The sequence below is a fragment of the Cellulomonas sp. KH9 genome (genome assembly GCF_900114185.1).
In the GTDB taxonomy this organism is placed as follows: domain Bacteria; phylum Actinomycetota; class Actinomycetes; order Actinomycetales; family Cellulomonadaceae; genus Cellulomonas.
In genome coordinates, this window is sequence record NZ_FOSE01000004.1 from 137,095 (window position 1) to 162,559 (window position 25,465).

At 74.7% G+C, this 25,465-nt stretch carries 23 protein-coding genes and 1 other RNA gene; 17 read left to right on the plus strand and 7 right to left on the minus strand.

The genetic code is table 11. From position 1 onward, the window contains the following. Nucleotides 1-139: 139 nt before the first annotated feature. The 5 genes from smpB to BMZ16_RS13480 all read left to right on the plus strand — a co-directional run bounded on the left by smpB (nucleotide 140) and on the right by BMZ16_RS13480 (nucleotide 5,493). Nucleotides 140-616, plus strand: coding sequence for an SsrA-binding protein SmpB (gene smpB / locus BMZ16_RS13460; protein WP_089801352.1), 477 nt, complete (start codon nucleotides 140-142; stop codon nucleotides 614-616). Beyond that, the gene (locus BMZ16_RS13465; protein WP_089801355.1) at nucleotides 613-2,529 is read left to right on the plus strand and encodes a DUF2207 domain-containing protein; all 1,917 of its coding nucleotides are present in this window, start codon (nucleotides 613-615) and stop codon (nucleotides 2,527-2,529) included. The genes smpB and BMZ16_RS13465 overlap by 4 nt, the downstream gene beginning before the upstream one ends. Nucleotides 2,530-2,687: 158 nt before the next feature. Then, a complete protein-coding gene (locus tag BMZ16_RS13470; protein ID WP_255366656.1) occupies nucleotides 2,688-4,295 on the plus strand; it encodes a RecQ family ATP-dependent DNA helicase in 1,608 nt (535 codons plus the stop codon). A gap of 107 nt (nucleotides 4,296-4,402) precedes the next feature. Continuing rightward, nucleotides 4,403-4,639 (plus strand): DUF6480 family protein, encoded by a 237-nt coding sequence (locus tag BMZ16_RS13475; RefSeq protein WP_089801359.1) that lies wholly within the window; start codon nucleotides 4,403-4,405, stop codon nucleotides 4,637-4,639. Between the two features lie 56 nt (nucleotides 4,640-4,695). After that, on the plus strand, nucleotides 4,696-5,493 hold the full coding sequence (locus BMZ16_RS13480) for a YwiC-like family protein (RefSeq protein WP_089801361.1): 798 nt from the start codon (nucleotides 4,696-4,698) through the stop codon (nucleotides 5,491-5,493). Nucleotides 5,494-5,521: 28 nt separating this feature from the next. Here BMZ16_RS13480 and BMZ16_RS13485 read toward each other — a convergent pair whose 3' ends face one another. Then, on the minus strand, nucleotides 5,522-6,583 hold the full coding sequence (locus BMZ16_RS13485) for an ATP-dependent DNA ligase (RefSeq protein ID WP_089801363.1): 1,062 nt from the start codon (nucleotides 6,581-6,583) through the stop codon (nucleotides 5,522-5,524). Nucleotides 6,584-6,739: 156 nt separating this feature from the next. Between BMZ16_RS13485 and BMZ16_RS19325 the strand changes: the two genes are divergently transcribed. From BMZ16_RS19325 to BMZ16_RS19330, 5 genes are all read left to right on the plus strand, one after another. Further along, a complete protein-coding gene (locus tag BMZ16_RS19325; RefSeq protein WP_177199702.1) occupies nucleotides 6,740-6,880 on the plus strand; it encodes a hypothetical protein in 141 nt (46 codons plus the stop codon). 353 nt (nucleotides 6,881-7,233) lie between these two features. Further along, complete coding sequence (locus tag BMZ16_RS13490; protein WP_089801365.1) at nucleotides 7,234-7,800, plus strand: hypothetical protein; 567 nt, start codon at nucleotides 7,234-7,236, stop codon at nucleotides 7,798-7,800. Nucleotides 7,801-7,978: 178 nt separating this feature from the next. Beyond that, nucleotides 7,979-8,346, plus strand: a transfer-messenger RNA (tmRNA) gene (ssrA, locus tag BMZ16_RS13495). Nucleotides 8,347-8,664: 318 nt separating this feature from the next. Further along, entirely contained in the window at nucleotides 8,665-9,912 is a 1,248-nt protein-coding gene (locus tag BMZ16_RS13500) for a BaiN/RdsA family NAD(P)/FAD-dependent oxidoreductase (protein WP_255366658.1), read from the plus strand. A gap of 161 nt (nucleotides 9,913-10,073) precedes the next feature. Then, nucleotides 10,074-10,217 carry a hypothetical protein gene (locus BMZ16_RS19330; RefSeq protein ID WP_177199708.1) on the plus strand — a complete coding sequence of 48 codons (144 nt, stop codon included), beginning with the start codon at nucleotides 10,074-10,076 and terminating at the stop codon, nucleotides 10,215-10,217. 65 nt (nucleotides 10,218-10,282) lie between these two features. Here the strand turns inward: BMZ16_RS19330 and BMZ16_RS13505 are convergent, their stop codons facing one another. Then, complete coding sequence (locus tag BMZ16_RS13505) at nucleotides 10,283-11,263, minus strand: DUF2891 family protein (protein ID WP_089802085.1); 981 nt, start codon at nucleotides 11,261-11,263, stop codon at nucleotides 10,283-10,285. A 207-nt stretch (nucleotides 11,264-11,470) separates the two neighbouring features. Here BMZ16_RS13505 and BMZ16_RS13510 point away from each other — a divergent pair, with 207 nt between their 5' ends. The 7 genes from BMZ16_RS13510 (at nucleotide 11,471) to BMZ16_RS13540 (ending at nucleotide 20,046) form a co-directional block, all read left to right on the plus strand. Next, a complete protein-coding gene (locus BMZ16_RS13510) occupies nucleotides 11,471-12,553 on the plus strand; it encodes a response regulator (protein WP_089801370.1) in 1,083 nt (360 codons plus the stop codon). Then, a complete protein-coding gene (locus BMZ16_RS13515; RefSeq protein ID WP_089801372.1) occupies nucleotides 12,550-13,518 on the plus strand; it encodes an ATP-grasp domain-containing protein in 969 nt (322 codons plus the stop codon). The genes BMZ16_RS13510 and BMZ16_RS13515 overlap by 4 nt, the downstream gene beginning before the upstream one ends. Next, on the plus strand, nucleotides 13,515-14,240 hold the full coding sequence (locus BMZ16_RS13520) for a PHP domain-containing protein (protein WP_089801374.1): 726 nt from the start codon (nucleotides 13,515-13,517) through the stop codon (nucleotides 14,238-14,240). Before BMZ16_RS13515 ends, BMZ16_RS13520 begins: the two co-directional genes overlap by 4 nt. Further along, nucleotides 14,237-15,724 (plus strand): glycosyltransferase family 2 protein, encoded by a 1,488-nt coding sequence (locus tag BMZ16_RS13525; protein ID WP_089801375.1) that lies wholly within the window; start codon nucleotides 14,237-14,239, stop codon nucleotides 15,722-15,724. The genes BMZ16_RS13520 and BMZ16_RS13525 overlap by 4 nt, the downstream gene beginning before the upstream one ends. Continuing rightward, complete coding sequence (locus BMZ16_RS13530) at nucleotides 15,721-15,903, plus strand: hypothetical protein (RefSeq protein WP_089801377.1); 183 nt, start codon at nucleotides 15,721-15,723, stop codon at nucleotides 15,901-15,903. Before BMZ16_RS13525 ends, BMZ16_RS13530 begins: the two co-directional genes overlap by 4 nt. After that, nucleotides 15,900-17,663, plus strand: a complete 1,764-nt coding sequence (locus tag BMZ16_RS13535; protein WP_255366659.1) for a sensor histidine kinase — start codon at nucleotides 15,900-15,902, stop codon at nucleotides 17,661-17,663. Before BMZ16_RS13530 ends, BMZ16_RS13535 begins: the two co-directional genes overlap by 4 nt. Nucleotides 17,664-17,856: 193 nt before the next feature. Continuing rightward, nucleotides 17,857-20,046 (plus strand): family 43 glycosylhydrolase, encoded by a 2,190-nt coding sequence (locus BMZ16_RS13540; RefSeq protein WP_089801379.1) that lies wholly within the window; start codon nucleotides 17,857-17,859, stop codon nucleotides 20,044-20,046. Nucleotides 20,047-20,119: 73 nt separating this feature from the next. On the opposite strand, the gene BMZ16_RS13545 is transcribed toward BMZ16_RS13540, so the two are convergent. From BMZ16_RS13545 to BMZ16_RS13565, 5 genes are all read right to left on the minus strand, one after another. Beyond that, nucleotides 20,120-20,566 (minus strand): DoxX family protein, encoded by a 447-nt coding sequence (locus BMZ16_RS13545; protein WP_089801380.1) that lies wholly within the window; start codon nucleotides 20,564-20,566, stop codon nucleotides 20,120-20,122. 74 nt (nucleotides 20,567-20,640) lie between these two features. Further along, nucleotides 20,641-21,441: an SDR family NAD(P)-dependent oxidoreductase gene (locus BMZ16_RS13550; protein WP_089801382.1), complete on the minus strand. Its 801-nt coding sequence runs from the start codon at nucleotides 21,439-21,441 to the stop codon at nucleotides 20,641-20,643. Between the two features lie 236 nt (nucleotides 21,442-21,677). Continuing rightward, a complete protein-coding gene (locus tag BMZ16_RS13555) occupies nucleotides 21,678-23,606 on the minus strand; it encodes a glycoside hydrolase family 127 protein (protein WP_089801384.1) in 1,929 nt (642 codons plus the stop codon). A gap of 64 nt (nucleotides 23,607-23,670) precedes the next feature. Further along, nucleotides 23,671-24,489, minus strand: a complete 819-nt coding sequence (locus tag BMZ16_RS13560) for a carbohydrate ABC transporter permease (RefSeq protein WP_089801386.1) — start codon at nucleotides 24,487-24,489, stop codon at nucleotides 23,671-23,673. Next, the gene (locus BMZ16_RS13565; protein WP_089801388.1) at nucleotides 24,486-25,427 is read right to left on the minus strand and encodes a carbohydrate ABC transporter permease; all 942 of its coding nucleotides are present in this window, start codon (nucleotides 25,425-25,427) and stop codon (nucleotides 24,486-24,488) included. Before BMZ16_RS13565 ends, BMZ16_RS13560 begins: the two co-directional genes overlap by 4 nt. Between the last annotated feature and the right edge of the window lie 38 nt (nucleotides 25,428-25,465).

The window sequence follows — 25,465 nt, forward strand, 5'->3', positions numbered from 1 at the left end:
GCAGCGGCGCAATGACCTGGGACCCCGCCGGGGGTCGCCGGTAGGCTCGACCCCGCGGCAACCGCCGCGCCGCGCCCGAGGGGCGCCCCATCCGGTGGCCCGCGCGCCACCGACGAGCAGCAGGACGGAGGGCCGTGCCGTGGCGAAGGCGAAGGCCGACGGCCGCCAGATGGTCGCCGCCAACCGCAAGGCCCGGCACGACTACCTCATCCAGGACGTGCTCGAGGCCGGGCTCGTGCTGACGGGCACCGAGGTCAAGGCGCTGCGCGCCGGTCGGGCCTCGCTGGTCGACGGCTGGGGCGAGGTCGAGGGCGGCGAGGCGTGGCTGCACGGGGTGCACATCCCCGAGTACTCCCAGGGCACGTGGACCAACCACGCGCCGCGGCGCAAGCGCAAGATGCTCCTGCACCGCGAGGAGATCGAGCGCCTGGAGGCGCGCACGCGCGAGAAGGGTCACACGATCGTGCCCCTCGCGCTGTACTTCCTCGACGGCCGGGCGAAGGTCGAGATCGCACTGGCCGTCGGCAAGAAGGACTGGGACAAGCGGCAGGCGCTGCGCGAGCGGCAGGACAACCTCGAGGCGCAGCGCGCGATCCGGGAGCGGCGCGACCGGTGACGAGCCGCCCCGCCCCTGGTCCTGACGCCACCGTCCTCGGTGCCGTCCGACGCCTCGTCGTGCTGGGGCTCGTCGCCCTCGTGGCCCTCGGTGTGCTGCTGCTGGCGCCCCCCGTCGCGTACGCCGCGGGTTCGCCGGGCGACCTGACGAGCGGGCAGGAGATCACGCGGTACGACGTGACGGCCGACGCGGCCGCCGACGGGACCGTCGACCTGACCCTCGAGCTCGACTTCGACTTCGGGGACGACCCCGGTCGCGGCCCGTACCTGTCCTTCCCCACCCGGGTGTCGTACGACGACGAGCAGGACCGGGTGTTCGAGTACCGCGACGTGCAGGCCTCCAGCCCCACCGGGGCCCCGGCGCAGGTGTACCGCGAGGACGAGTCGAACGCGGTGGTCCTGCGGATCGGCGACGAGGACGTCGACGACGTGTCCGGCGTCCAGACCTACCGGATCACGATGAGCGTCGACGGCTGGATCAACCCCTCCAACGCGCAGCACTCCGGCGACGAGCTGTACTGGAACGTCATCGGCGCCGGCTGGAAGGTCCCGCTGTCCGACGTCACGGTGACGGTCACGGGCCCCGCGCCGGTCGAGGGTGCCGCCTGCTTCGTCGGGCCCGCGGGCTCGACGACCCCGTGCGGCTCGGCGACAACCGCCGGCTCGTCGGCCACGTTCACGCAGGACGTCGTCGAGGTCGGCGACCAGCTCACCACCGTGACGGGCTGGCCCGGCGGCACGTTCCCCGGCGTCCGGCCGATCCTGCGCGACAAGCCGGATCCCACGCTGCCGCTGCGCCCGCTGAGTGCGGGCGGTGCGGTCGCCGCCGTCGTGGCGCTGGTCGGCGGCGGTCTCGCCATCAGCCGGGTGCGCCGCACGGGCCGCGACCGCGCGTACCTCGGCCTGACGCCGGGCCTGCGCCCGGCGGCGGGTCAGGAGGCGCAGACCGGTCACCGTGCGCGCCGCGAGCCCGTCTCCGTGCAGTTCCAGCCGCCGGCGGACACCCGGCCGGGGGAGATCGGCACGCTCGTCGACGAGAAGGCCGACCCGGTCGACGTGACGGCCACCATCATCGACCTCGCAGTGCGCGGCTGGCTGCGCATCGAGGAGGTGCCGCGCTCGGACCCCCGGAGGAAGCCGAAGGACTGGACGCTCGTGCGGCTGCGGGAGGGCACCGACGGGTTGCTGCCCTTCGAGGCGTGGCTGCTCAGCGACCTGTTCGAGACGAGCCCCGAGGTCCGGCTCTCGGACCTGCGGACGACCTTCGCGTCGTCGCTCGCCAAGGTGCAGGACATGCTGTACGACCACGTCACCACGACCGGCTGGTTCCGGGCCAACCCCAAGAGCGTGCGGACGTCGTGGATCGTCGTCGGCATCCTGCTGCTGGTCGTGGGTGGCATCGGGTTCGTCGCCGGCTGGGCCGTGGAGACCGTGCCGGGGCTGTCGCTCGTCGGGCTCGCCGTCGCGCTCGTCGGCGTGCTGGTGCTGGTGCTCAGCGGTGCGGCCCCCGCGCGCACACCCGACGGCACCGCCGTGCTGGCGCAGGCGCTCGGCTTCCGCCGCTACCTCGCCACCGCCGAGGCGGACCAGATCCGGTTCGAGGAGGGGCAGGACGTCTTCAGCCGGTACCTGCCCTACGCCATCGTCTTCGGGCTGGCGGACCGGTGGGCGCGCGTGTTCGCGGACCTCGCCGCGCAGGGTCGCGTGCTGGACGAGCCCTCCTGGTACGTCGGCTCGTACACCGCCGGCGCCCACGGGTTCTGGGCCGCCGGGTTCGTCGGGGCGATCGACAGGTTCGAGTCCGTCGCGACGGCCGCGATCACCGCGCCCACGCCGGGCTCGTCGGGGGGCTCCGGCTTCAGCGGTGGCTTCTCCGGCGGTGGCGTCGGCGGAGGTGGCGGCGGAGGCTGGTGAGCCGGCGCCGCGAGCCCACGACGCCACGGACCGGGCCCGCGGGCCGCGCGGCAACCGGGACCACGGTGACCGCGCGGCAACCGGAAGGCGCTCACCGCGCGGCCGCGCGCCGCCGCGGGTAGACATCACCCCGGGATCCGACGAGAGGGACGGTGGGCGTGACCGAGGACCGGGAGCTCGACGAGGCCGTCGGCCGGGTGCTGGGCGAGGGCACGGCGCTGCGGCAGGCGCAGCGCGACGCCCTCGCGGGGCTCGACACCCACGACACGGTGCTGGTGGCCCGTACGGGCGCCGGCAAGACCGCGGTGTACGCGATCGCGACGCTGCTCGCGGCGCGGCTCACCGTAGTGGTGTCGCCGTTGATCGCGCTGCAGCGCGACCAGGAGCGGGCCCTGCGGGAGTCCGGGCTGCGGGTGTCGTCCGTGAGCTCGGTGCGGAGCGCCGCCCAGCAGCGTGACGCCCTGGCGGCAGCAGAGTCCGGCGACCTCGACGTGCTGCTGCTGGGCCCCGAGCAGCTCCAGCGCGAGGTGGTCCTCGCGGCGTTGAGCGGCGCCGACGTCGGTCTCGTCGTCGTGGACGAGGCGCACTGCGTCGCCGAGTGGGGCCACGACTTCCGGCCCGACTACCTGCTGGTCGGTGCCGCGACGCGACGGCTCGGGGCACCGCGCGTCCTCGCCCTGACGGCGACGGCGTCCACGCACGTGCGCGACGAGATCGTGCGGCGCCTCGGCATGCGGGACCCGCGCGTGCTGGTGCACGACGCCGACCGGCCCAACATCTGGCTGGGCGCTCGGCCCACCGCCACGGAGGACGAACGGGACGCCGGAGTCGTCGCCGAGGTCGCCGCGGAACCGGGCCCGGTCATCGTCTACGCCCGGACCCGCGCGCACTGCGAGCGGCTGGCCGAGCGGCTCGCGGACGTGCGGCCCGCGCTGGTGTACCACGCGGGACTGCCCGCGGCCGAGAGGGCCGCCACGCAGGACGCGTTCCTCGCCGGGCGGCACGACGTCGTCGTCGCGACGTCCGCGTTCGGCATGGGGATCGACCGTGCCGACGTGCGCCTCGTCGTGCACGCGGGGCCGCCTGCCACGCTCGACCAGTACTACCAGGAGGTCGGGCGGGCCGGGCGGGACGGTGAGCCCGCCCGGGGGCTGGTGGTGCACCGTGCCGAGGACCACGCGCTCGCCCGCTACCAGCGCGGTGGTGGTGGCCCGCGTCCCGGCACGCTGGCGAAGGTGCTGGCCGCGCTGGCGCAGGGACCCGGGGACCAGCGGGTGCTCGCGGAACGGTCGGGGCTCGCGCGACGCACCGTCGCCCGCGCGCTCGCGGCGCTCGAGCAGGTGGGGGCCGTGCGGCACGACGACGGACGGGTGTCGCTCATCGCCGACGCCGACCCGCGCACCGTCCTCGAGCAGGTGCACGAGCAGGGGGAGCGGCGCGCCCGGCTGGAGGCGTCGCGGGTCGAGCTCGTCCGGTCGTACACCGACACGACCGACTGCCGGCGCCGCCTGCTGCTGGAACTGCTGGGGGAGGAGCGCGCCGACCCGTGCGGCCGGTGCGACAGCTGCGACGCGGGCACGTCCCTCGCGGTGGCGGACCGGGCGGTCCGCCCCGGGCAGGAGGTGCGGCACCGGGAGTTCGGCCCGGGCACGGTGAGCGTCGTGGAGCCCGAGAGGGTCACCGTGCTGTTCGAGGACCGCGGCTACGTCACGCTGGACACGCAGATCGCCCTGGACGCCGAGCTGCTCGCGCTGGTCGACGACTGAGACCGGCGCAGCGTCCGGCGCGACCGAGGCGGCCCGTGCGGCTCCTGCGGTTGCCGGGTCACCGCACGTCGCGCACCGTGGGACGACGGCACGACAGGAGGAGCTGCATGAGCACACCGCCGAGCCCCGACCCGGACCCGGGCACGACGCCCGGCCTCGAGCCGGGCGGGTCCGTGGCCCCCGGTGACACACCGCCGGGGGAGTCGTCGACGTCCGGTGCGTCCGACCACCAGCCCGCGACCGGGTCGCGGGGCGCCAACTGGGCGGCCTACGTGATCATCGGCGTCGTCGTGGTGTTCGCCGTGCTGTTCTTCGTCGGGTACGCGATCGGCCTGGCCGACTGACGGAGCACGGACCTGGGGCCCAGGTGGCCCTGGGTGCCGCGCCCTAGCCTGCCGGGATGAGCGCCCCCACCCCGGCCTCGTCACCGGCGCCGGTCCGCGACGTGCGCCCTGCGCGCCCTCGCCGCCGACGGCCCGGTTCGGGCTGGGTGCCGCGTCAGCACGGTGCGTGGGCGATGCTCGTCGTCCCACCCGTCGTCGGCGGGGTGCTCGGCGGGTGGTCCTGGCGGCACGTGCTGCTGCTGGTCGCGTGGCTGGTCGGGTACCTGGCCTACCACGCTGCCGGGCTGTGGCTGCGGTCCGGGCGCAGGCCCCGCTACCGCGGGCCGGTCGTGACGTACGGGGCCGTCGGGCTCGTCCTGCTCGCCGCGCTGCTGGCGGTGGCCCCGCGCCTGCTGGTGTGGGCGCCGGCCTTCCTCCCGCTGCTCGTCGTCAGCCTCGTCGCGTCGGTGCGGCGCGCCGACCGCTCGTGGTGGAACGACACCGTGACGGTGCTCGCGGCCGCGCTGCTCACGCCGGTCGCGGCCGGGCTGGGGACCGGTGACCCTGCGCCCCGGACGGTGTGGACGGCCACGGCGGTGCTCGCCGCGTACTTCCTCGGCACGGTCCCGTACGTGAAGTCGCTCATCCGCGAGCGGGACGACCCGCGCGTGCGGCGCGCGTCCGTCGCCTACCACCTGGTGGTGGCCGCGGTCGGTGCGGTGGTGCACCCGCTGCTCGGGTGCGTCGGCGCGCTGCTGGCGCTGCGCGCCCGGCTGGTGCCGCACCGGTGGCCGCAGGTGCGGCCGGCGGTGATCGGTGCGGGGGAGGTCGTCGCGACGCTGGTCGTGACGGCGGCCGTGCTGCTCGTCGTCTGAGGGCTCGGCTCGTCTCCGTGCCGGGACGTCAGGGGCCGAGGACGTCCGCCAGGTCGTACCGGACCGGCTCGTCGAGCTGGGCGTACGTGCACGACCGGGGATCCCGGTCCGGCCGCCACCGGCGGAACTGCGCGGTGTGGCGGAAGCGGTCGCCCTCCATGTGGTCGTAGGCGACCTCGACGACGAGCTCGGGGCGCAGCGGGACGAACGACAGGTCCTTGCCGGCGCTCCACCGGCTCACCGCACCGGGCATGCGCCGGTCGGCGTGCGCCGCCTGGTCGGCCCAGGCGCCCCACGGGTGGTCGGCCAGGTCGACGTCCCGGTAGGGCGCGAGGTCGTCGAGCAGGGTGCGGCGGCGGGCCATCGGGAACGACGCGCTGACCCCGACGTGCTGCAGGGTGCTCTCGTCGTTCCACAGGCCCAGCAGCAGCGAGCCGACCGCGTCACCGGACTTGTGCCAGCGGAAGCCGGCGACGACGCAGTCGGCCGTGCGCTCGTGCTTGATCTTGAACATCGCGCGCTTGTCCGGCTGGTACGGCGCGTTCAAGGGCTTGGCGACGACACCGTCGAGGCCCGCCCCCTCGAACTGCCGGAACCACTCCTGCGCCTCGGCCATGTCGGCGGTAGCGCGCGTGACGTGGACCGGGGCACGGGCCCCGGCGAGCGCGTCGACCAGCAGCGCGCGGCGCTCGGAGAAGGGGCGGTGCGTGAGGTCCTCGTCACCGAGGGCGAGCAGGTCGAAGGCGACGAACGACGTCGGCGTCCGCTCCGCCAGGAGCTTCACGCGGCTCGCCGCCGGGTGGATGCGCTGCTGCAGCGCGTCGAAGTCGAGGCGGTCGCCCGAGACGAGGACGATCTCGCCGTCGACGACGCACCGCTGCGGCAGGTTCGCCTTCAGGGACTGGACCAGCTCGGGGAAGTACCGGGTCATGGGCTTCTCGTTGCGGCTGCCCAGCTCCACGTGGTCGCCGTCGCGGAACACGATCGTGCGGAACCCGTCCCACTTCGGCTCGACGTGGCCGACGTCGGGGATCTCCTTGACCGACTTCGCGAGCATCGGCGCGACGGGCGGCATCACGGGCAGGTCCATGAGGTCATCGTGGAGGACGGCACCGACATGCGCACCGGGGTGCACGATCCGGCGGGCCGGGCCGCCCCGCCCCGGCGCGCGCGGCCACCCGTGCCGCCCTACCGTGGGACGCCACGATCACGGAGGTGGGCAGCCATGGGTTACCTGGGCAGGGCGATGAAGAGCGGGCTCGCGCTGAAGGCGGCGCAGATCGCCCGGCGCGAGATGGCGAAGCCGGAGAACCAGCGCAGGGCCAAGGAGCTCTTCGCGAAGGTCACACGTCGAGGCGGCCCGGCCGGGCGGGCCGAGGCGCGCTGACCAGGTTCCGCGTCACCGGGACGGGGTGGACACCGGTGCGCGGCCCAGTGCACGGGCGCAGCTCGTCCAGGAGTGGTCGGGCGCGCGTCGTACGACCCCCGGCGTGACGGTCTGTCGATGCGCGAGTGGTACCGGGCGATCATCGATCTGATGGATGGACGTCGGTGAGGCTTCGCCCGGTACCGGTGGTGGTCGGGTGCGTGACCGGCGTGCCCGGCTCGGGGAGGCGCCGGTGACGGGCGTGGCACATCACTCAGGTCGCTCCTAGGTCCGCCTCAGTGCCCTCCCGGGTCGTCGGGGTGTCCTGTGGTGCAGCAGGCGCCATGGAGGCGCCGACGGGAAGGAGCAGCACCATGGACGACACCACCACGAACCGCCCGACCGACGGCGCGGCGACCCCCGCGACGCCGGCACCGGCGCAGCCCGCCGCCGCCCACCCGGTCGCTCCCGTGACGGAGCCCGTGCCGGGCGAGGCGCCCGCCGCACCGGCCCCCGGGAAGGGCAAGGGCCGCAGCCTCAGCGTGCTGGCGACCTCGCTGATCGGTGCCGGTGCGCTGGTCCTGGGCCTGGTCGTCGGCGGCGGCGCGGTGGCGCTGGCCACGCACGACGACCGTGGCGACGACCGCGGGATGCACCACGAGTGGCAGGGCGAGCGCTTCGCCGGCGGCGAGCGGGGCGGATTCGACGGGCAGCGGCCCGGTGGGCGCGGCGAGCACGGCGACCGCGGCGCGGGTCCGTCGACGCAGGACGGCGACGCGTCCGAGGACCGGTCGCGGGTCCGTCCCGACGAGGACGCGGGCTCGACCGACGAGCGCCCGGGTCGTTCGCCGCGGGACCGCTCGGACGCCCCGCGGGACGAGTCGTCCGACGCCCCGTCGCAGGACGCGACGCCGGAGCAGGACCCGGCCGGCCAGGCGTGACCCGGGGCAGCGCACGGCACCGGGCTCGCACCGTGGGGTGCGCAGCCCGGTGCCGGCGGCGCGGAGTCCGCCCGGGCGGGGAATGACCATGACGCCGGTGGACGTTGTGACGTACGCTGGTCCACGCCGGCCGCCCCACCAGGGCGGACGGCGAGCTTGACAAGTGAAGAACACCCATGGGGGTGATCGGTTTCGACGGTGATCGTCGAACCAGGTGAAGCGGGTCGAGGATGCACGGTTATCTCGTAAACGCTCCGTGCAACTCATAGGTGCCGATTCCAAGCGCACCGACTTCGCCCTCGCCGCCTGAGCGAGGCTTCGAAGTCCGTCGGCCTAGACATGCTCTCGATCTAGTTCCCGGCGTCATCTAGAGAGCCACTGCTGTCCGTCCTCGTCGGTGGGGCGGGCGGGACTCTCAGCCGACTGAGCCCGTCCACGTCTTGTCCGCGTGATCGTGGGGGCCGAGAAAATCTACTGCGGACTGCACCCGGAGAAGCCCTGGTCCCACGTCATCGGACGCGGGTTCGATTCCCGCCACCTCCACGTCCGAAGGCCGTCGTCCCCTCGGGGACGGCGGCCTTCGTCGTGCGCCCGCGCCGGGCGCACCGGCATGACCAGGGGGTCGCGGACACCCGGCCGGCTCATCCACGAGCGTGGGTGCCATCGGCCCTTCACCGACCGCGCCGGACGCCCTCAGCCGGTGAGGGGTCGCCGCACGTCGCTGCGCATCGGGGGTGGTAGCCGATGAGGTGGGGTGGCCGGCCTCGTGGGCCCGCGCCGTGCGCACCGGCGGTGCAGGGGTCCTCCGCCGGTCGGCTAGGTTCGCCCGGTGCCCACACACCACGCGCGCGGACGTTCCCGCCGTTGAGTACCGCGACGGTCGTCGGCGGCGGACCGGCGGGCCTCATCGCCGCCGAGGTGCTGGCGCGTGCCGGTGTGGACGTCACGGTGCACGACCGCATGCCGTCGGTCGGGCGCAAGTTCCTGCTGGCCGGCCACGGCGGTCTGAACATCACCCACACCGAGGGGCGGGACGCCTTCCTCGCGCGGTACGGCGCGTCGGCGGACCGGTTGCGGCCGATGCTCGACGTGTTCGGCCCGGAGGACCTGCGCGCCTGGTGCGCGGGGCTGGGGGAGCCGACGGTCGTCGGGACGAGCGGGCGGGTCTTCCCGCTCTCGTTCCGGGCGACGCCCCTGATGCGTGCGTGGCTCGCGCGGCTGACGGACCTCGGGGTGCGGATCGAGAAGCGTCAGCGGTGGGACGGGTGGTCGTCCGACGGTGCGTCGCGGTTCACCGGCGCCGACGGCAGGACGGTCGAGGTCGGCGGAGACGTGACGGTGTTCGCCCTCGGCGGCGCGTCCTGGCCGCGGCTGGGTGCCGACGGCGGTTGGACCGGGCCGTTCACGGACCGCGGGATCGCTGTGACGCCGCTGCGCGCGGCCAACGTCGGCGTCCGCGTGGGATGGACGGAGGTGTTCGCGCAGCGTTTCGCCGGCACCCCGTTGAAGAACGTGGCGCTGACCGTCCGCGGGCGCCCGGCACGGGGCCGCGGCGACGCGATGCTCACCCGCACCGGCCTCGAGGGCGGCCCGGTCTACGCCGTCGGTGCCGCGGTCCGGGAGGCGCTCGACGCGGACGGCCGCTGCGTCGTCGAGATCGACCTGCGGCCCGACCTCACCGTCGCCCAGCTCGACGAACGGCTCGGGCGCCGCCGCCCCAAGGACTCGGGGTCGTCCTGGCTGCGCCGCACGGTCGGCCTGGACCCCGCGGCGATCGGGCTGCTGCGCGAGGCCGACGCGGGCACCCTGCCGTCGTCGGGGATGGCGGAGCGGATCAAGGCCGTGCCGGTCGTGGTGACGGCCACCATGCCGATCGAGAGGGCGATCTCGACCGCGGGCGGCATCGCGTGGTCGCAGGTCGACGGGTCGCTGATGCTGAGCGCGTTGCCGGGCACGTTCGTCGCGGGGGAGATGCTCGACTGGGAGGCGCCGACGGGCGGCTACCTGCTGCAGGCGTCGTTCAGCACGGGTGTCGTCGCGGCCCACGGCGCGCTGGCACGACTGGGGCCGGCGGCGTCGGGAGACGGGCTCGGCGGTCCCGCGACCGTCTGACGGTGTGCGGTCCGCTCACCTCCGACGGCCGCTCGTCGTCGCGTCCCCTTCGGTGACGCCGAGGACTGCTCGTCCGGCGTCCACGACCTCGTCGACGGCACGGTCGAGTGGGAGGAGGTCGAGCCGGCCGGGCTCGTGCTCCGGTCGGGGACCTGTCGACGGTGCTGTCGGCCGACCGTGGCGGGTTCGGCGGTGACATCACCTGGGACACGGTCCTCAACCGCCCGTGCGGCGGCGCGACCGACGAGAAGGACGTCGTCGTGTACACGCGGTACGACGACGTCGGTGGCACCGACGCCGGGTGACCGGGAGGTCGTGCCGAACCCGGCGGGGTGGACGTGCGGCGACGGCGTACGCGCACCGCCCGCGCTCACCGGCTCGTCGTCGCGTCCCACGCGAACGACGCGAGCCAGTGCGTCGCGACGAAGGCCTCGTTCTCCAGGGCGGTGAGCCCGGCGGTGAGCAGGCGGTCGCCGGCGTCGCGCAGCGAGGCGTCGTCCAGGGCGCGGGCGAGGCGGAAGAGCGCGCCGGCGCGCGACAGGTTGAGGCCGTCGAGGTGGACGGCGTGCCCGTCGGTGGGGTCGACGACGCGCGCGGGTGCCGTGAGCTCCTCCGGCCGGGGCAGGAACGCCGCGAACCAGGGGCGCAGCTCGTCCGCGGGCAGGGCGCGGGCCATGAGGTCGGCCTCCGCCAGGCCGGGGGACAGGAAGTCGTGCCCGCTGCGCTCCCAGCGGGCGGCCCAGTCCCGGTCGGCGCCGTAGAGCCGACGGGCGTGGGTGCGCAGGTCGCGCGCCGCGGCGGTGCGGCCCAGGTCGTCGGCGGCCGTGAGCAGCAGCGCCATGCCGAACGCGGTGTTGCTGTGCACGCCGTGCCGCACCGGGTGCTCGGTGCGGGCGAGCCAGGGGACGGCGAGGCCCAGCACGGTGTCCGCGAGGGGTGCGGTCGCGTCGGCCCAGCGCGCGGCGTCCGCGTCGCCCGCGTCGGCCGCGGCCCGGCACGACGCCGCGAGGCGTGCCGCCCACGCCCAGCCGTAGGGCCGCTCGAAGGAGGGGTGCGCCCGCAGGTACGCGACCTCGCCCGCGAGGCGCTCGGCGGTGAGGTTCGCGTCGAGCCGGGCCCGCAGCGTGGCGTCCTCGTGGCCGGCGCGCAGCACCTCGACGCCCAGCCAGTGCATGTGCACGCACGAGTGCCAGTCGAAGGACGTGTGGAACGCCGGGTAGAGCTCGGCGGGCGGGCGCACGTCGTCCGGCCCGGTGGCGAGGTGCACCAGGTGGTAGGGCCACGGCGTCGCGAGGTTGGCCGTGACGACGTGGGCGTAGCGGGTGATCGGCGGCCGGCTCGTCCCTGTCACCGTCCCAGCGTCCCGCACGCAGGGGTCGCGCACCGACGGACCGGGTGAAGTTCGTGCCGTGCACGTCCCGTCCGGTCTCAGGTCGTCCCGATAGGCGTGCGAACGCCCCGCTTTGTGCGCGCGGCAGCGCCTCCCACCTGGCCGGACGTCGACCGGGAAGCACGTACGGTGGCGCCGGTTGCTGCCTTCGGGCGGGGGGAGGCCGGAGTGGCGGACGCGCGGACCAGGGTCCTGGTGGTCGAGGACGACGCGGACACGGCAGGGTTCGTGCGGACGGTGCTCGAGCGCCGTGGCGGCATGGAGGTCGTGCTCGCCGGCGATGCCATGAGCGCGCTGGCGGAGGTCGCCCGGCAGGCGCCCGACGTGATCCTCACGGACATCCAGATGCCCGGCATGTCGGGCCTCGAGCTCCTGGGGGAGCTGCGGTCACGCGCCCCCGGTGTCCCCGTGGCCGTCATGACGGCGTTCGCGTCCGTCGACTACGCCGTCGAGGCGCTGCGGCGGGACGCCGACGAGTTCCTCGTCAAACCCGTGGCCGCCGCGTCGCTGCTGGAGCGGGTGGTCGCGCTCGCCGCCGCGGGGCAGGCGCGACGGGCGGCGGCCGGCTCGCGCGACGTCGTGCTCGCGGTCGGGGCCCACCCCGACGACGTCGAGATCGGCGTCGGCGCCACGCTCGCGTCCCACCGCGCCGCCGGTGACCAGGTCGTGGTCCTCACGCTGTCCGGCGGGGCGGTGGGCGGCGACACCGACGCGCGGCGCCACGAGGCGTTGTCCGCGGCGGCGGTCATCGGCGCACGCCTCTTCCTGCACGACTTCCCCGACACGCGGATGAGCGCCACCGCGCTCATCGGCGTCGTGGAGCAGACCGTGCAGGACGTGCAGCCGACGGTCGTGTACACGCACTCGCTGCACGACCGGCACCAGGACCACCGCGCGGTCCACGAGGCCGTGATGGTCGCCACCCGCCGGGTGCCGTCGCTCGCGTGCTTCCAGAGCCCGTCGTCGACGGTCGACTTCCGGCCCAGCCGGTTCGTGCCGGTCGACGGCTTCGTCGAGACCAAGCTGGAGATGCTCGCGGCGTTCACGTCCCAGGCGCACCGGGACTACCTGGAGCCCGAGGCCGTCCGCGCGGCGGCCCGCTACTGGGCGAGGTTCGGGACGGGGCGGTTCGTCGAGCCGCTGGAGACGGTCCGGGCGGCGGCCATGCTGTCCGGCACGGGGGGCGGTGCCGCGCCCGCGGCCGCCCGGATCGGGCTGCCGGAGCAGCGGTCGGGGGAGGTGGCGGGATGACCCGCGTGCTGGTGACGGGTGCCGGAGGCCCGGCAGGGGTGGCGGTGATCCGCTCGCTGCTGCGCCGCGGGGACGTCGAGGTCGTCGCGGCCGACATGGACCGCTGGGCGAGCGGTCTGTACCTGGTGGCCGCCGACGGCCGCCACCTGGTCCCCGCCGGGCGCGACGGCGACTTCGTCGACGTCGTGCGGCGCACGTGCGCCGACCAGCGGATCGACGTGCTGATCCCGACCGTCGACGTCGAGCTGCCGCGGCTCGCGGCGGTGCGGGACCTGCTGGCAGCCGCCGGGACGCTGCTCGCGTCCCCCTCGCTGCGGACGCTCGACACCTGCCTGGACAAGCTCGCGCTCGCGCACGCCTGCGCCGGCGTGGTCCGCGTCCCGCGCACCGAGCTGTTCGGGACGCCGCAGGCGCTGTCCGGGTGGGAGTTCCCGGTCGTGGTCAAGCCACGCCGCGGCGCCGGGTCGCGCGGGGTGCGGGTCGTCGGGTCCGCCCGCGAGCTGGACACCGTGCACGACGACGAGGACCTGCTGGTGCAGGAGATGCTGCCCGGGCAGGAGTACTCGGTGGACGTGCTGGCCGACTCCCAGGGGCACGTCGTCGCGGCCGTCCCGCGGGCGCGCCTGCGGGTGGACTCGGGGGTCGCCGTGGCCGGGGTGACGGTGCGTGACGACGAGCTGGTCGCCACCGCGTCGGCCGTGGCCCGCGCCGTCGGGCTGACCTCGGTCGCGAACGTCCAGCTGAAGCGGGACGCGGACGGCGTGCCGGCGCTCCTCGAGGTCAACCCGCGGTTCCCCGGTGCGATGCCCCTCACCATCGCCGCCGGCGTGGACATGCCGTCGCTCATGCTCGACGACGTGCTCGGCCGGCCCGTGCCGCGCTCCGTGGACTTCCTCGAGATCGCCAACGTCCGCCACCTCGAGGACGTGTTCCTGCCGATCGCCGACGTGCTGCCCGCGCGGTGAGCGTCGCCGTGCCGCGCACGGACGGCGACCACCACGTGCACTCCACGTTCTCGGACGACGCCGTCAGCACGGTGCGGGAGAACTTCGAGGCGGCGCAGCGCGCCGGTCTGCGGGAGATCCGCATGGTCGACCACGTCCGTGCGTCGTCGACGCACGTGCCCGCGATGCTGGCCGCCGTGCGCGCGCTGCCCCCCGTGGCCGGGCTGCAGGTGCTGACGGGGGTGGAGGCGAAGATCCTCGACGCGACGGGCCGGATCGACGCGCCGCCGGAGGTGCTCGCGGCGCTGGGCTCGCCGGGTGGCGCCGACCGCGTGCTGCTCGCGGACCACCAGGTACCCGGCACCGACGGCCCGTGGAGCCCGTCGACGGTGCTGCGCATGCGCGCGGAGGGCCGTCTGAGCGCGGCGGACGTCGTCGAGCTGGTGGTGAGCGCGACCGCACGTGCGGTGGAGCGGGCCGGGCGCGCCCAGCTCGCGCACCCGTTCTCGATCCTGCCGAAGGTCGGGTCGAGCGAGGACGACGTGCCCGACGCGGTGCTCGACGACCTCGCGGCCGTGCTCGTCGCGACGGGCACACCGGTCGAGGTCAACGAGAAGTGGCGGTGCCCGGGGCCGCGGGTGACGGGCCGGTGGCGTGCCGCCGGCGTCGCGCTGGTCGCGTCCACGGACGCCCACCGCGCGGCGGACGTCGGTGCGTACCGGTGGCTCGGGGGTGCCGGGTGACGGCGGACCAGGTCGAGGCCGCACTGGTCGGCGTGCTGGTCGCGCTCGTCGCGTGCGGCCTGGCGCCGACGCTCGGTGGCGTCTACCAGTACCTGCTGGTGCCGGTGCACGCGTTCCGCAACCACCTGGGGCGTGCGGCGCCCCACCTGCCGCGGGTGGCCGTGGTGGTCCCGGCGTGGAACGAGGGCGCCGTGCTCGGCGCCTCCCTCGACCGGCTGATGCGCCTGGAGTACCCGCCCGACCGCCTGCGGGTCGTCGTGGTCGACGACGCCAGCACGGACGACACCCCGGACGTCGTGCGGGCCAAGGCGGCCGAGCACCCGGGTCGGATCGTGCTGCTGCGGCGCGAGCAGGGTGGTCAGGGCAAGGCCCACACCCTCAACCACGGCATCGAGCACCTGCTGCGCGACGACTGGATGGAGGCGCTGCTCATCATGGACGCCGACGTCATCTACCGGCCCGACGCGCTGCGGCGCATGACCCGGCACCTCGCTGACGAGAGCGTGGGTGCCGTCACGGGGTACATCCGTGAGGGCAGCGGACGGCCGGGAGCGGTCGCGCGGTTCATCGGCTACGAGTACGCGACCGCACAGGCGTGCGCGCGCCGCGCGCAGAACGTCATGGGCGCCGTGGCGTGCCTCGCCGGCGGCGCCCAGCTCCACACCCGGGCCAACCTCGAGGCGATCGGCGGCCGGATCGACACCACCACCCTGGCGGAGGACACCTTCACGACGTTCCTCACGCAGCTCGACGGGCGACGCGTCGTGTTCGACCCGCACGCGGTGGTGCTGGCCGAGGAGCCGGACTCGGTGCGTGCCCTGTGGAAGCAGCGGGTGCGGTGGGCGCGCGGCAACATGCAGATCACGCGCCGGTTCCGGCGCGTGTGGTTCCGCCCGGCCCGGGGGCACCGGCTCGGTGCACCGGACTTCGGCCTGGTGTGGTTCTCGGTGTTCGTGCTGCCGTTCGCGCTGATCGCCGCGTCCGTCGGCCTGGTGGGCCTGTACCTGCTGGAGCCCGGCGCCGCGGCGGCGCTCTTCGCCCGGCTGTGGTGGGTCGCCCTGGCGGTCTACGTGCTCATCACGGTGACCACGCTGCTCGTGGACCTCGAGACCGCGCGCCGCTCCTGGTTCGAGGGGCTGCTGTTCCCCGGGGTGGGTGCGCTCGTGCTCGTCACCGCCTCCGCCTGGCCCGGGCTGTGGGAGGTCGAGGTGCCGGCCCTCCTCGGCCTGCGCATGACCGACGCCGGCGTGACGGCGTGGACGCTGCTCGTCTACCTGTGGCCCGTGCTCTCGATGGTGCTCGCGCGGGTGGTCCACGACCTGGAGGGTCGGCCCGTGGTCGGGGTCCTGTCCCGGCCGCTGCTGTACCTCGTCGGCTTCGGGCCCGTGCTGTGCGCCATCACGCTGCACGCGTACGTGCGTGAGTGGCGCGGTGCCGCGCAGACCTGGGACAAGACCGAGAAGACGGGCCGGGTGGCGGGATGAGTGGCGCTGAGGACCGTGACGGCGACGCGCCGGGCGGGGAGCTGACGCGGGCGACGCGGCGCGACCTGGCCGACGAGATCGCGCGGGACCGCCGGGGCGAGCGGCTGCGGGTCACGGCGGGGCTCGCCGGCGCCGTGCTCGCGGTGGTCGTGGTGCTGCTGCTCGCGGGCGTCCGGTGACGGCCACCGCTCCCACCGGCGCCGACGGCCCGCACCTGCGGTACCTCGGCCCGGTCGCGCGCTACCTGGGCACCAGCGCGTCGGTCGTCGAGCGGCAGATGCCGTACACCGTGCTCGTCATCGTCGCGCTGGCGGGTCTGCTGCTGCCCGGCATGGCGGCCGTGTCGGGGTGGACGGTGCTGCTGACGGCGGCGCTGACGGGGGCGCTGCTGCTGGCCGCGGCGCTGGTGCCCTGGCGGCGGCTGCCCCCGTGGGCGCCCGAGGTGCTCACGCTGGTGCAGTTCGTCGCCATCAGCGTCCTGCGGCAGGGGACCGGAGGGCTCGCCTCCCCGTACGCGGGCATGGTGCTGCTGCCCGCGCTGACCCTCAGCGTGCGCGCCGGCATGCCCGGTGTGGTGGTCGGGTCGACCGGTGCCGCCCTGTCGGTGCTCGTGGGCCTGTGGGCCAGCCCGGCGGGCCTGCCGTCGGGGCCGGTGCTGCTGCGCAGCCTCTTCGTCGGTGCGATCGCCCTGATCATCGGCCTGTTCGTGCACGAGACGACGACCCGGCTGCGGCAGCGCAACGCGGCGCTGGCGCGGCTCCAGGCGCAGCAGGAGCACGTGCTGCGCCGGACGCAGGCGAGCGCGGCGGACCTGGAGCGCGACGTGGCGGTCGGTGCCGCCGCGTACGACCAGCTGGTGTCGGTCATCGACTCCGCGACCGAGCAGGCGATCATCGCGACCGACGCGGACGGGCGCATCGAGGTGTTCAACGCCGGCGCCGAGCGGCTGCTGGGGTACCCCCAGGGGGAGGTCGTGGGGCGGATGCACCTGTCCGCGCTGCACCTGCCGGACGAGGTGCTCGCGCGGGTCCCGGAGGAGTCCTCCGGCACGGCGGACCACGGCGCGTTCATCGCGGCTCTCGTCGGAGCCCGGGAGGGGGCGGTGGCGTCCGGTGCGGCGGACTGGACGTACGTGCGCGCCGACGGGACGCACGTGACCGTGCACCCGGCGGTCACGCGCCGGACGGCGCCGGACGGCGCCGTGGCCGGTTACGTGGTCGTGGCGACGGACGTGACGGCCGAGCGGGAGGCGGCCCGGCTGAAGGACCAGTTCGTCGGGCTCGTGAGTCACGAGCTGCGCACGCCGCTGACGTCGGTGCTCGGTTACGTCGAGCTGATGCTCGACGGCACCGAAGAGCTCACGGCGGACCAGCGGGAGTACCTCGGCATCATCGACCGCAACGCGAGGCGCCAGCTGCGGCTGGTCAGCGACCTGCTGCTGACGGCGCAGGTCGAGGCCGGGACGTTCTCGATCGCGCTGCAGGACGTGGACGTGGTGGCGGTGGCGCGGGCGTCGATCGCCTCGGCCGCACCGGCCGCGGTGGCATCGGGTGTGACGGTCACGGGCGACCTGACCCCGGCACGGGTGCAGGCGGACCCGGTGCGCCTGGGGCAGGCGCTCGACAACCTCCTGGCGAACGCGGTGAAGTTCACGCCTGCCGGGGGGACCGTGCGGGTCGAGGTCGAGCCGACGCCGCGCGGCGTCCGCGTCGCGGTGCGGGACACGGGGATCGGCATCCCGCCCGACGAGCTGACGCACCTCATGGAGCGCTTCTACCGCGCGAGCACGGCGACGCGGCGCGCCATCCCCGGCGTGGGGCTCGGGCTGTCGATCACCAAGGCGGTGGCCGAGGCGCACGGCGGCACGATGGAGGTGGCGAGCACCGTGGGGGAGGGCACGGTGTTCACGATCACGCTGCCGGCCCGCCCCGCGGACTGAGGGACGCGTCCACCGGCGCGGTGGTGAAACGCTTCGACGAGCGCGGTCGCCTTGTGCGGGCGCCGCGCACGGCCGCAGCATGACGGACACACGACCCCGCCCGCCACCGTCGTCGGTGCCGGTCGGTTGTGAACGATCACAGGCCGCGCACCGCCGCGGGGCCTGCCGCAGTCCTCCGGCTCGAGGAGCACCGATGCGCGCCACCACCGGCCCCACCCGCGACACCACCGGCCCCACCCGCCGCACCACCGGGACCGCCCCCGACGGCCCCCGCGACCCCATCGCACCCCCGCGCCCCGTGCGGCGTGGCGTGGCGGTCCTGGTCGCGGCCGTCTGCGGGCTGGCGGCCGTGCCGGCCGCCGCGCCCGCGGCCGCCGCCCCCGACACCGGGACCGCCTACGTCCTGGTCAACCGCAACAGCGGCAAGGCGCTCGACGTCTACAACTTCGCCACCACCGACGGCGCCCGCCTGACCCAGTGGACCCGTGGCACCGCGACGAACCAGCAGTGGCGGTTCATCGACGCCGGCGACGGCTACCACCGGGTGGGCTCGGTCCTCTCCGGCAAGGTCCTCGACGTCCAGGGCTGGTCCACCGCCGACGGCGCGCGCGTGGTGCAGTACACCGACCACGGGGGTGCGAACCAGCAGTGGCGGGTGCAGGACACCGGCGGCGGGTACGTGACGCTGGTCAACCGGAACTCCGGCAAGGCGCTGGAGGTGCAGAACGCGGCGACGGGGGACAACGCCGAGATCGTCCAGTACAACAGCTGGGGCGGCACGAACCAGCAGTGGCAGCCGGTGCCCGTCGGCGCCACGCCGACAGCCGCCCCGAGCACCACCCCCGCCCCGACCCCGAGCCCGACGAGGACACCACCCCCCGTGACCGGCACGTTCACCAACCCGGTCGTCTGGCAGGACTTCGCCGACGGCGACATCATCCGCGTGGGCGACGCGTACTACTACTCCGCCTCGACCATGCACTACTCCCCGGGTGCGCCGGTCCTGCGGTCCTACGACCTCGTCAACTGGGAGTACGCCGGGCACTCCGTGCCGCGGCTCGAGTTCGACGACACGAAGTACGACCTCACCGGCGGCAACCGGTACGTCAAGGGCATCTGGGCGTCGACCCTCGGCTACCGCAGGAGCAACAGCACCTACTACTGGTACGGCTGCACGGAGTTCAACCGCACGTACGTCTACACGGCCTCGGCCGTGGACGGCACGTGGACCAAGAAGGCCCGGATGAACCAGTGCTACTACGACGCCGGGCTGCTCGTCGACGACGACGACACGATGTACATCGCCTACGGCAACGGCACCATCAGCGTCGCGCAGCTCGACGCCGACGGGACCCAGCAGGTGCGGGCCCAGCAGGTGTACCAGACGCCGTCGGACATCGGGACGCTCGAGGGTGCCCGGTTCTACAAGAAGGACGGGTACTACTACATCTGGCTGACGCGCCCGGCCAACGGCCAGTACGTGCTGCGCTCCCGGTCCCCGTGGGGCCCGTACGAGCAGCGCCGCGTCCTGCTCGACCTGCCCGGCCCGATCAGCGGCGGCGGCGTCCCGCACCAGGGCGGCATCGTCCAGACGCAGGCCGGCGACTGGTGGTACATGGCCTTCACGGACGCGTACCCGGGCGGTCGCATGCCGACGCTCGCGCCGCTGACCTGGACCGACGGGTGGCCCAGCGTGCAGACCGTCAACGGCCGGTGGGGTGCGACGTACCCGCGGCCCGCGATCTCCACGACGCGCACCGTGGCCCCGATGACCGGCCGGGACACGTTCGCCGGGAGCACGTTGGGGCACCGGTGGGAGTGGAACCACAACCCGGACACCAGCCGGTTCTCGGTCGGCGACGGGCTGCGGCTGCAGACGGCCACGGTCACGAACGACCTGTACGCGGCGCGCAACACCCTGACCCACCGGATCCAGGGGCCGTCGTCCACCGCCACGATCGAGCTGGACCACGCGCAGATGAGGGCCGGCGACCGGGCGGGCCTGGCGATGCTGCGGCAGTCGTCGGCGTGGATCGGCGTGGTCCGCAACGCCGACGGCAGCTCCCGCGTCGTCATGACGGACGGGCTGACCATGAGCTCGTCGTGGGCGACGACCGGCACGGGGACCGAGCGGGCGAGCGCGAGCGTGCCCGCGGGCCGGATCTGGCTGCGGGCGTCGGCGGACATCCGCCCGGGGTCCGGGCGGCAGGCCACGTTCTCCTACAGCACCGACGGCAGCACGTTCCGGACGCTGGGCCCCGCGTTCACCCTGAACAACGACTGGCAGTTCTTCATGGGCTACCGCTTCGGGATCTTCAACCACGCCACGACCGCGCTGGGCGGCGCGGTCACGGTGCGGAGCTTCGACCTGACGACGCCCTGACGCGGTGACGCGGCGCCCCCGCCCCGACCGGGGGCGGGGGCAGCGCGGGCTCCCGGCCGGCGCGGGGGTGGTGTCAGGCGCCTCGGCGTCCGCGCCACGCCCGCCAGGCGCCGGTGGACCACAGCGCCCACAGCACCAGGACACCCTGGAAGGGCAGGCGCGCGAGCCGCTTGGCGTCCGTGTCCAGACCGAACCCGTCGCTGCGCTCGACGTACTGCGCGACGTTGCCCGGGAACACCGCGACGAAGAACGCCGCCGCCGCTGCGCCGACCCACGGGCGGTAGCGCCGCGGTGCCGCCACGAGCGCCGCACCCAGGGCGATCTCGACGACGCCGGACCCCACGACGACCAGGTCCGTGTCCAGCGGGACCCACGACGGCACCTGGGCACCGAACTCCTCGCGGGCGAACGTCAGGTGGCTCGTGCCGGCGAAGGCGAGGAAGCCGCCCAGCAGGACCCGGCCGATCGTGCGCGCGAGGCCGTCGTCGGCGCGGGTGGTCGGGGTGCGGTGCGTCGTCACAGGGGGTCCTCCTCGGCCAGTGGACCTTCGAGGCTAGGGCGCCGCACGCCGGGGCGCGCGACCGGGGGCCGGCATCACCCGGCGAGGAACCCGCCGTCGACCGCCACGACGTTGCCGGTCACGTACCTCGCCTCGTCGGAGAACAGCCACGCGACCGCGTCCGCGACCTCCCCGGTGGTGCCCGCGCGGCCCATCGGCAGCAACCTCTCCCACGCGTCGGCACCGTCGGGGTCCAGCCCCGAGCCGGGGAAGAGCCCGGTGTCGATGGGCCCGGGCGCGACGCCGTTGACGCGGATGCCCTGGCCGGCGAGCTCGACCGCCGCGCACCGGGTCAGGGCGAGAGCGGCGGCCTTGGACGCCGCGTAGGGGGCGACGCCGTGGAACACGGCCCGCACGGAGTGCACCGAGAGGTTGTTGACGATCGACCCGCCGCCCGTGCGCGTCATGTGGCGGACCTCCGCGCGCATGCACAGCCACAGGGCGCGGGTGTTGACCGCGAACGCCCGGTCGAAGTCCTCGGTCGTCGCGTCGGCGACGGTCCCGGGCCCCGTCACGCCGGCGCTGTTGAACGCGTGGTCGAGCCGGCCCCACACGGCAGTGGCCTCGTCGATGGCGCGCTCGAGGTCGTCGTCGTCGCACAGGTCGGTGGTGACGAGCGCCGCCTCCCCGCCGGACGCGCGGATGCGGTCGACGACACCGGTGCCGCGCACCGTGTCACGACCGAGGACGACCACCCGCAGCCCGCGCCAGGCGAGCTCGAGGGCGGTCGCGGCACCGATGCCGGAGGTGGCGCCCGTGACGAGCGCGACCCGTCGGGTCTCGCCCCGGCCGGGGTCGTGGACGCGTGAGGGCGCGGGCGCGGCGGTGCGGTCCATCGGTGGTTCCCCCTGGTGCCTGCGACGTGTCGGCGGGCCGGCGACGTCGGCAGCACGCGTGCGCGGGAGCGCTCCCGCGGTCGTGACACTAGGCGATGCGGCGACCTCCTGACAATCCGTTCCGTCCCGGTTTCGGGCGGTCGTCCAGGGGTGGCGCGGGCGCGAGCCGGACCCGGCGGACGCGGACGGCCGGGCACCCGTGGGGGCGCCCGGCCGTGCGCGGCACGGACCGCGGGTCACACGACGGGCAGCCACACCCGCATCGTCGACGGACCGCGGTTGGCCCACGCGTGGTACGGGACCAACGGCACCAGCCGGTGGTCGTCGGGCGCGGGGGCGGGTGCCCCGCCGAAGGGCCAGCTGCCCTCCGCCAGGTCGCGCACCGCGACGGGCACGAGCACCTGGCCGTCCCGCTCCACCGGAGGTTCCTGCGTCGAGACGACGGCGGCCGCGACGTCCTGCCCGAGGTCGGTCGACTCCAGGGCCAGCACGAGCGGCCCGCGCTCGACCGCGACCTGCCCGCGCACGGCGTCGACCCGCGGGTCCGCCCACGTCCAGCGGGCCGTGACCGGCAGGTCCAGCACGACGTGCGCCCCGGCGGCCGGGCCGGCGACGGTGACGTAGCCGGGCTCGGCCGCCCGGGACGCTCCGTCGGCCGTCGTGACCTGCGCCCCGGTGGCCCACGAGGGCACCCGCAGCGTGAGGGTCCAGTCGCCCTGCGGTGCGCCGAGGGCGCGCACGACGACGCGCCCGTCGTGCGGGTACGCGGTCGTCACCTCGAGCTCGACCTGGCGGCCGTCACCGAGCGTGGCGCGGAGGGTCGCCGGTGCGTACTGGTGCAGCTGCACGCCGTCGTCGTCGACCGTGGCCACGTACGACGCCAGCGACGCGACCGTGCGGGTGACGTTGGTGGGGCAGCAGGACACCGCGAAGAACGGTGCCCGCAGGCTGGACGCCGCGCGCGGGCTGACCTCGTCGGGTGCGACCTCGCGTCCCGGCGTCCGCTGGTGGAGGGTGTTCGTGTAGTAGAACGCCCGGCCGTCCTGCGCGGGGGACGTGGCCACGACGTTGTAGAGCGCGCGCTCGACGGCGTCGGCGTGCAGGGCGTCCTGCGTCTGCAGCAGCAGCCGGTGGTTCACCATGACCGACCCGATGCCGGCGCACGTCTCCGAGTAGGCCCGGTCGGACGGCAGCTCGAAGTCCGCGCCGAACGACTCGCCCTCGTGGTGCGCGCCCATCCCGCCCGTCAGGTACGTGCGGCGGGCCAGGGTCGTGCGGACCTGCCCGGCCACGGCGGCCAGCAGCTCGTCGTCGGCGTCCTCGACCGCGAGGTCCACGGCCGCGGCCGCCAGGTACAGGGCGCGCACGGCGTGCCCGGCCAGCACGGTCGCGTCGCGGACCGGCACGTCGTCCTGGAAGTACGTCGGCCCGAAGTCGATCTCGCCGAGGGTGCCGTGGCCGCGCCGCTCGACGAACAGGCGTGCCTGGTCGAGGTACCGCTGCTCGCCGGTCACCCGGTACAGCTCGACCAGCGCGACCTCGATCTCCGGGTGCCCGCACACGCCCTGGTGCGGCCCGTCGGGGCCGAAGACCTCGCACACGTGGTCGGCCGCCCGGACCGCGACGCGGACGATCTCGTCGTCGCCGTGCGTCCGTGCCCGGGCGACGCCCGCCTGGACCAGGTGGCCGATGCAGTACAGCTCGTGCCCCCACTCCAGGTCCGACCAGCGCGGACGCTGCCCGGGGCGGCCGAACATCGTGCCGATGTAGCCGTCGGGCTCCTGCGCGGCCGCGACCCGGGCCGCCAGCGCGCGCAGCCGGCGGTCGAGGTCGGGGTCCCCGGTCCGGCCGACCTCCCAGGCCATGGCCTCGAGCAGCTTGTACGTCTCGGAGTCCGAGAACTCGCGGCCCTTGCGGTCGAGCGGCAGCCGCCCCTCGGCCGCGGCGTCGAAGTTGCCCGTCCAGCCCAGCCGCTCGAGCCAGCCCTCGACGTGCGCGATCATCGTCGACGCGTTGAGGTCCTGCAGGTCTCCCCAGAAGCCCCCGGTGATCCTCACCTCGTCGAGCCCGAGGGGGCGCCAGGGGGAGCGGGACGGGGCCACGGGGCGGCCGTGGTCGGGGGTGCGGCTCGGGGGGTCGGTGCGGAGGATGTCGGACGAGGGCATGGCGTGCTCCGGTGGTGCTCGGTCCGGCGGCGCCGGACAGGGGTGGCGGGGGTGGGAAGGTGGGCTACTTCACCGCGCCGACGGTGAGCCCGTCCTTGAGCTGGCGGTAGGTGAGGCTGAAGACGACGAGGATCGGCAGCGACGTCAGGACGGCGAGGGCCATGAGGCCGGGCCAGTCGATGCCGAACGCGGAGACCTGCTGGGCGAGCAGGGCGCTGAGGGGGTAGCGCCCGGGCGTGAGGTAGAAGTTCACGGCGTACAGGAACTCGCCCCAGGCCAGGAGGAAGATCAGCGTCCCGACGGTGAACAGGCCGTTGCGGGCCACCGGCAGCACGACGGTCCAGAAGGTCCGCAGGATGCCGGCGCCGTCGATCGACGACGCCTCCTCGAGCTGCGGCGGCACCGCGCGGAAGAACGGCCGCAGCAGCAGCGTCGCGAAGGGCGTCAGCAGGGCCGCGTCCGCGAGGATCACCGACGCGGTGGTGTCGAGCAGCCGCCAGCTGCTGAAGATCTGGAACAGCGGGATGACGTTGGCGGTCTGCGGCATCATCTGCAGCACGATGAGCAGGCCCAGCCCCAGGGTCGGCAGCCACCCCGTTGTCCGGGCCAGGCCGTACGCGGCCGGGACGGCGATGACCAGCACGAGCGCGGTCGCGCCGACGGCGATGGTCGCGGACTGGCCCATGGCCGTCCACAGCGTCGGGGTGATCGCGGCGGAGTAGGCGTCGAGCGTGGGCGTGAACACGAAGGTCGACGCCCGGTCGAACACCGCGGCGGAGCTCTTGACCGACGTGATGAGGATCCACAGGATCGGCACGCCGTACATCAGGGTGAGCAGGAGCTTGGTCGCCACCGCGACCGGTCCGGCCTTGACCTCGTTCATCCGTGCTTCTCCTCGTTGCGGATGCTGCGGGCGTACAGCACGGCGAGCACGAGCACCCCGGCGACCGCGACGACGGACGTGGCGGCGCCGAGCCCGTAGTCGTAGCGGACGAACGCCTGCAGGTACCCGAGGAACGGCAGGGTGTTGGTCGCCGTGCCGGGCCCGCCGTAGGTCATGACGTAGATGAAGTCGAAGCTGCGCAGCCCGTAGACGAGCGTGAGGATCAGCAGCACCAGCGTCGTGCCCCGCACGGACGGGACCATGATGTGGCGGACCTGCTGCGCCTTGCCGGCCCCGTCGAGCTCGGCGGCCTCGAAGACCTCGGGCTCGATCGTGAGCAGCGCGGCGCGGTACACCAGCGCGTTGAACGGGATCACCGCGAACGAGTTGACGAACGCGACGGCCATGAGCGCCCAGTGCTGGTCGTAGAGGAACGGCACGGGGGTGTCGCGCAGGCCTGTCGCGAGCAGGACCGTGTTGACCAGGCCCGTGTCGGCGAGCAGGAACTTCCAGACCGACCCGTTGACCACCGGGGGCAGCGCCCAGACGAACACCATGAGCGCCAGCAGGGCACCGGACCACCGGCCCGAGGTGCGCAGCGCGATCGCGCCGCCGAGCCCCAGGCCCATCCCCAGCACGGTGACGACGGCGACGAACACCGCCGTCCGGCTCAGGGCGGCGCCCGTGTCCCCGGACTGGATGCCGGCCGTGAAGTTGTCCAGGCCCGTGAAGGCCCAGTCGGCGTTGAGCGTGGCGGCCGTGACCGCCGAGAACGCCATGCGCAGCAGCGTGATCAGCGGGTAGATGCTCAGGACGCCGAGGAACAGCGCGGCGGGGAGCAGGAAGAGCAGGCGGGCCTGGCGGGGCCGGCGCCGCCGCGGCCCGGGGGCCGGGCGGGTGCCGGCCCGCCCGGCCGCCGGTGCGAGCGAGGTGGTCATGGGGACCTCCGTGTCGGTGTCGCGCCGACGACCGGGCG

What these genes read in the sequence shown, in the direction of transcription:
- BMZ16_RS13565 (WP_089801388.1), bottom strand. Translation starts at nt 25,427, where the DNA reads ATGACCACCTCGCTCGCACCGGCGGCCGGGCGGGCCGGCACCCGCCCG.
- BMZ16_RS13485 (WP_089801363.1), bottom strand. Translation starts at nt 6,583, where the DNA reads ATGGACCTGCCCGTGATGCCGCCCGTCGCGCCGATGCTCGCGAAGTCG.
- BMZ16_RS13550 (WP_089801382.1), bottom strand. Translation starts at nt 21,441, where the DNA reads ATGGACCGCACCGCCGCGCCCGCGCCCTCACGCGTCCACGACCCCGGC.
- BMZ16_RS13530 (WP_089801377.1), top strand. Translation starts at nt 15,721, where the DNA reads ATGAGTGGCGCTGAGGACCGTGACGGCGACGCGCCGGGCGGGGAGCTG.
- BMZ16_RS13515 (WP_089801372.1), top strand. Translation starts at nt 12,550, where the DNA reads ATGACCCGCGTGCTGGTGACGGGTGCCGGAGGCCCGGCAGGGGTGGCG.
- BMZ16_RS13490 (WP_089801365.1), top strand. Translation starts at nt 7,234, where the DNA reads ATGGACGACACCACCACGAACCGCCCGACCGACGGCGCGGCGACCCCC.
- BMZ16_RS19325 (WP_177199702.1), top strand. Translation starts at nt 6,740, where the DNA reads ATGAAGAGCGGGCTCGCGCTGAAGGCGGCGCAGATCGCCCGGCGCGAG.
- BMZ16_RS13560 (WP_089801386.1), bottom strand. Translation starts at nt 24,489, where the DNA reads ATGAACGAGGTCAAGGCCGGACCGGTCGCGGTGGCGACCAAGCTCCTG.
- BMZ16_RS13480 (WP_089801361.1), top strand. Translation starts at nt 4,696, where the DNA reads ATGAGCGCCCCCACCCCGGCCTCGTCACCGGCGCCGGTCCGCGACGTG.
- BMZ16_RS13540 (WP_089801379.1), top strand. Translation starts at nt 17,857, where the DNA reads ATGCGCGCCACCACCGGCCCCACCCGCGACACCACCGGCCCCACCCGC.
- BMZ16_RS13475 (WP_089801359.1), top strand. Translation starts at nt 4,403, where the DNA reads ATGAGCACACCGCCGAGCCCCGACCCGGACCCGGGCACGACGCCCGGC.
- BMZ16_RS13555 (WP_089801384.1), bottom strand. Translation starts at nt 23,606, where the DNA reads ATGCCCTCGTCCGACATCCTCCGCACCGACCCCCCGAGCCGCACCCCC.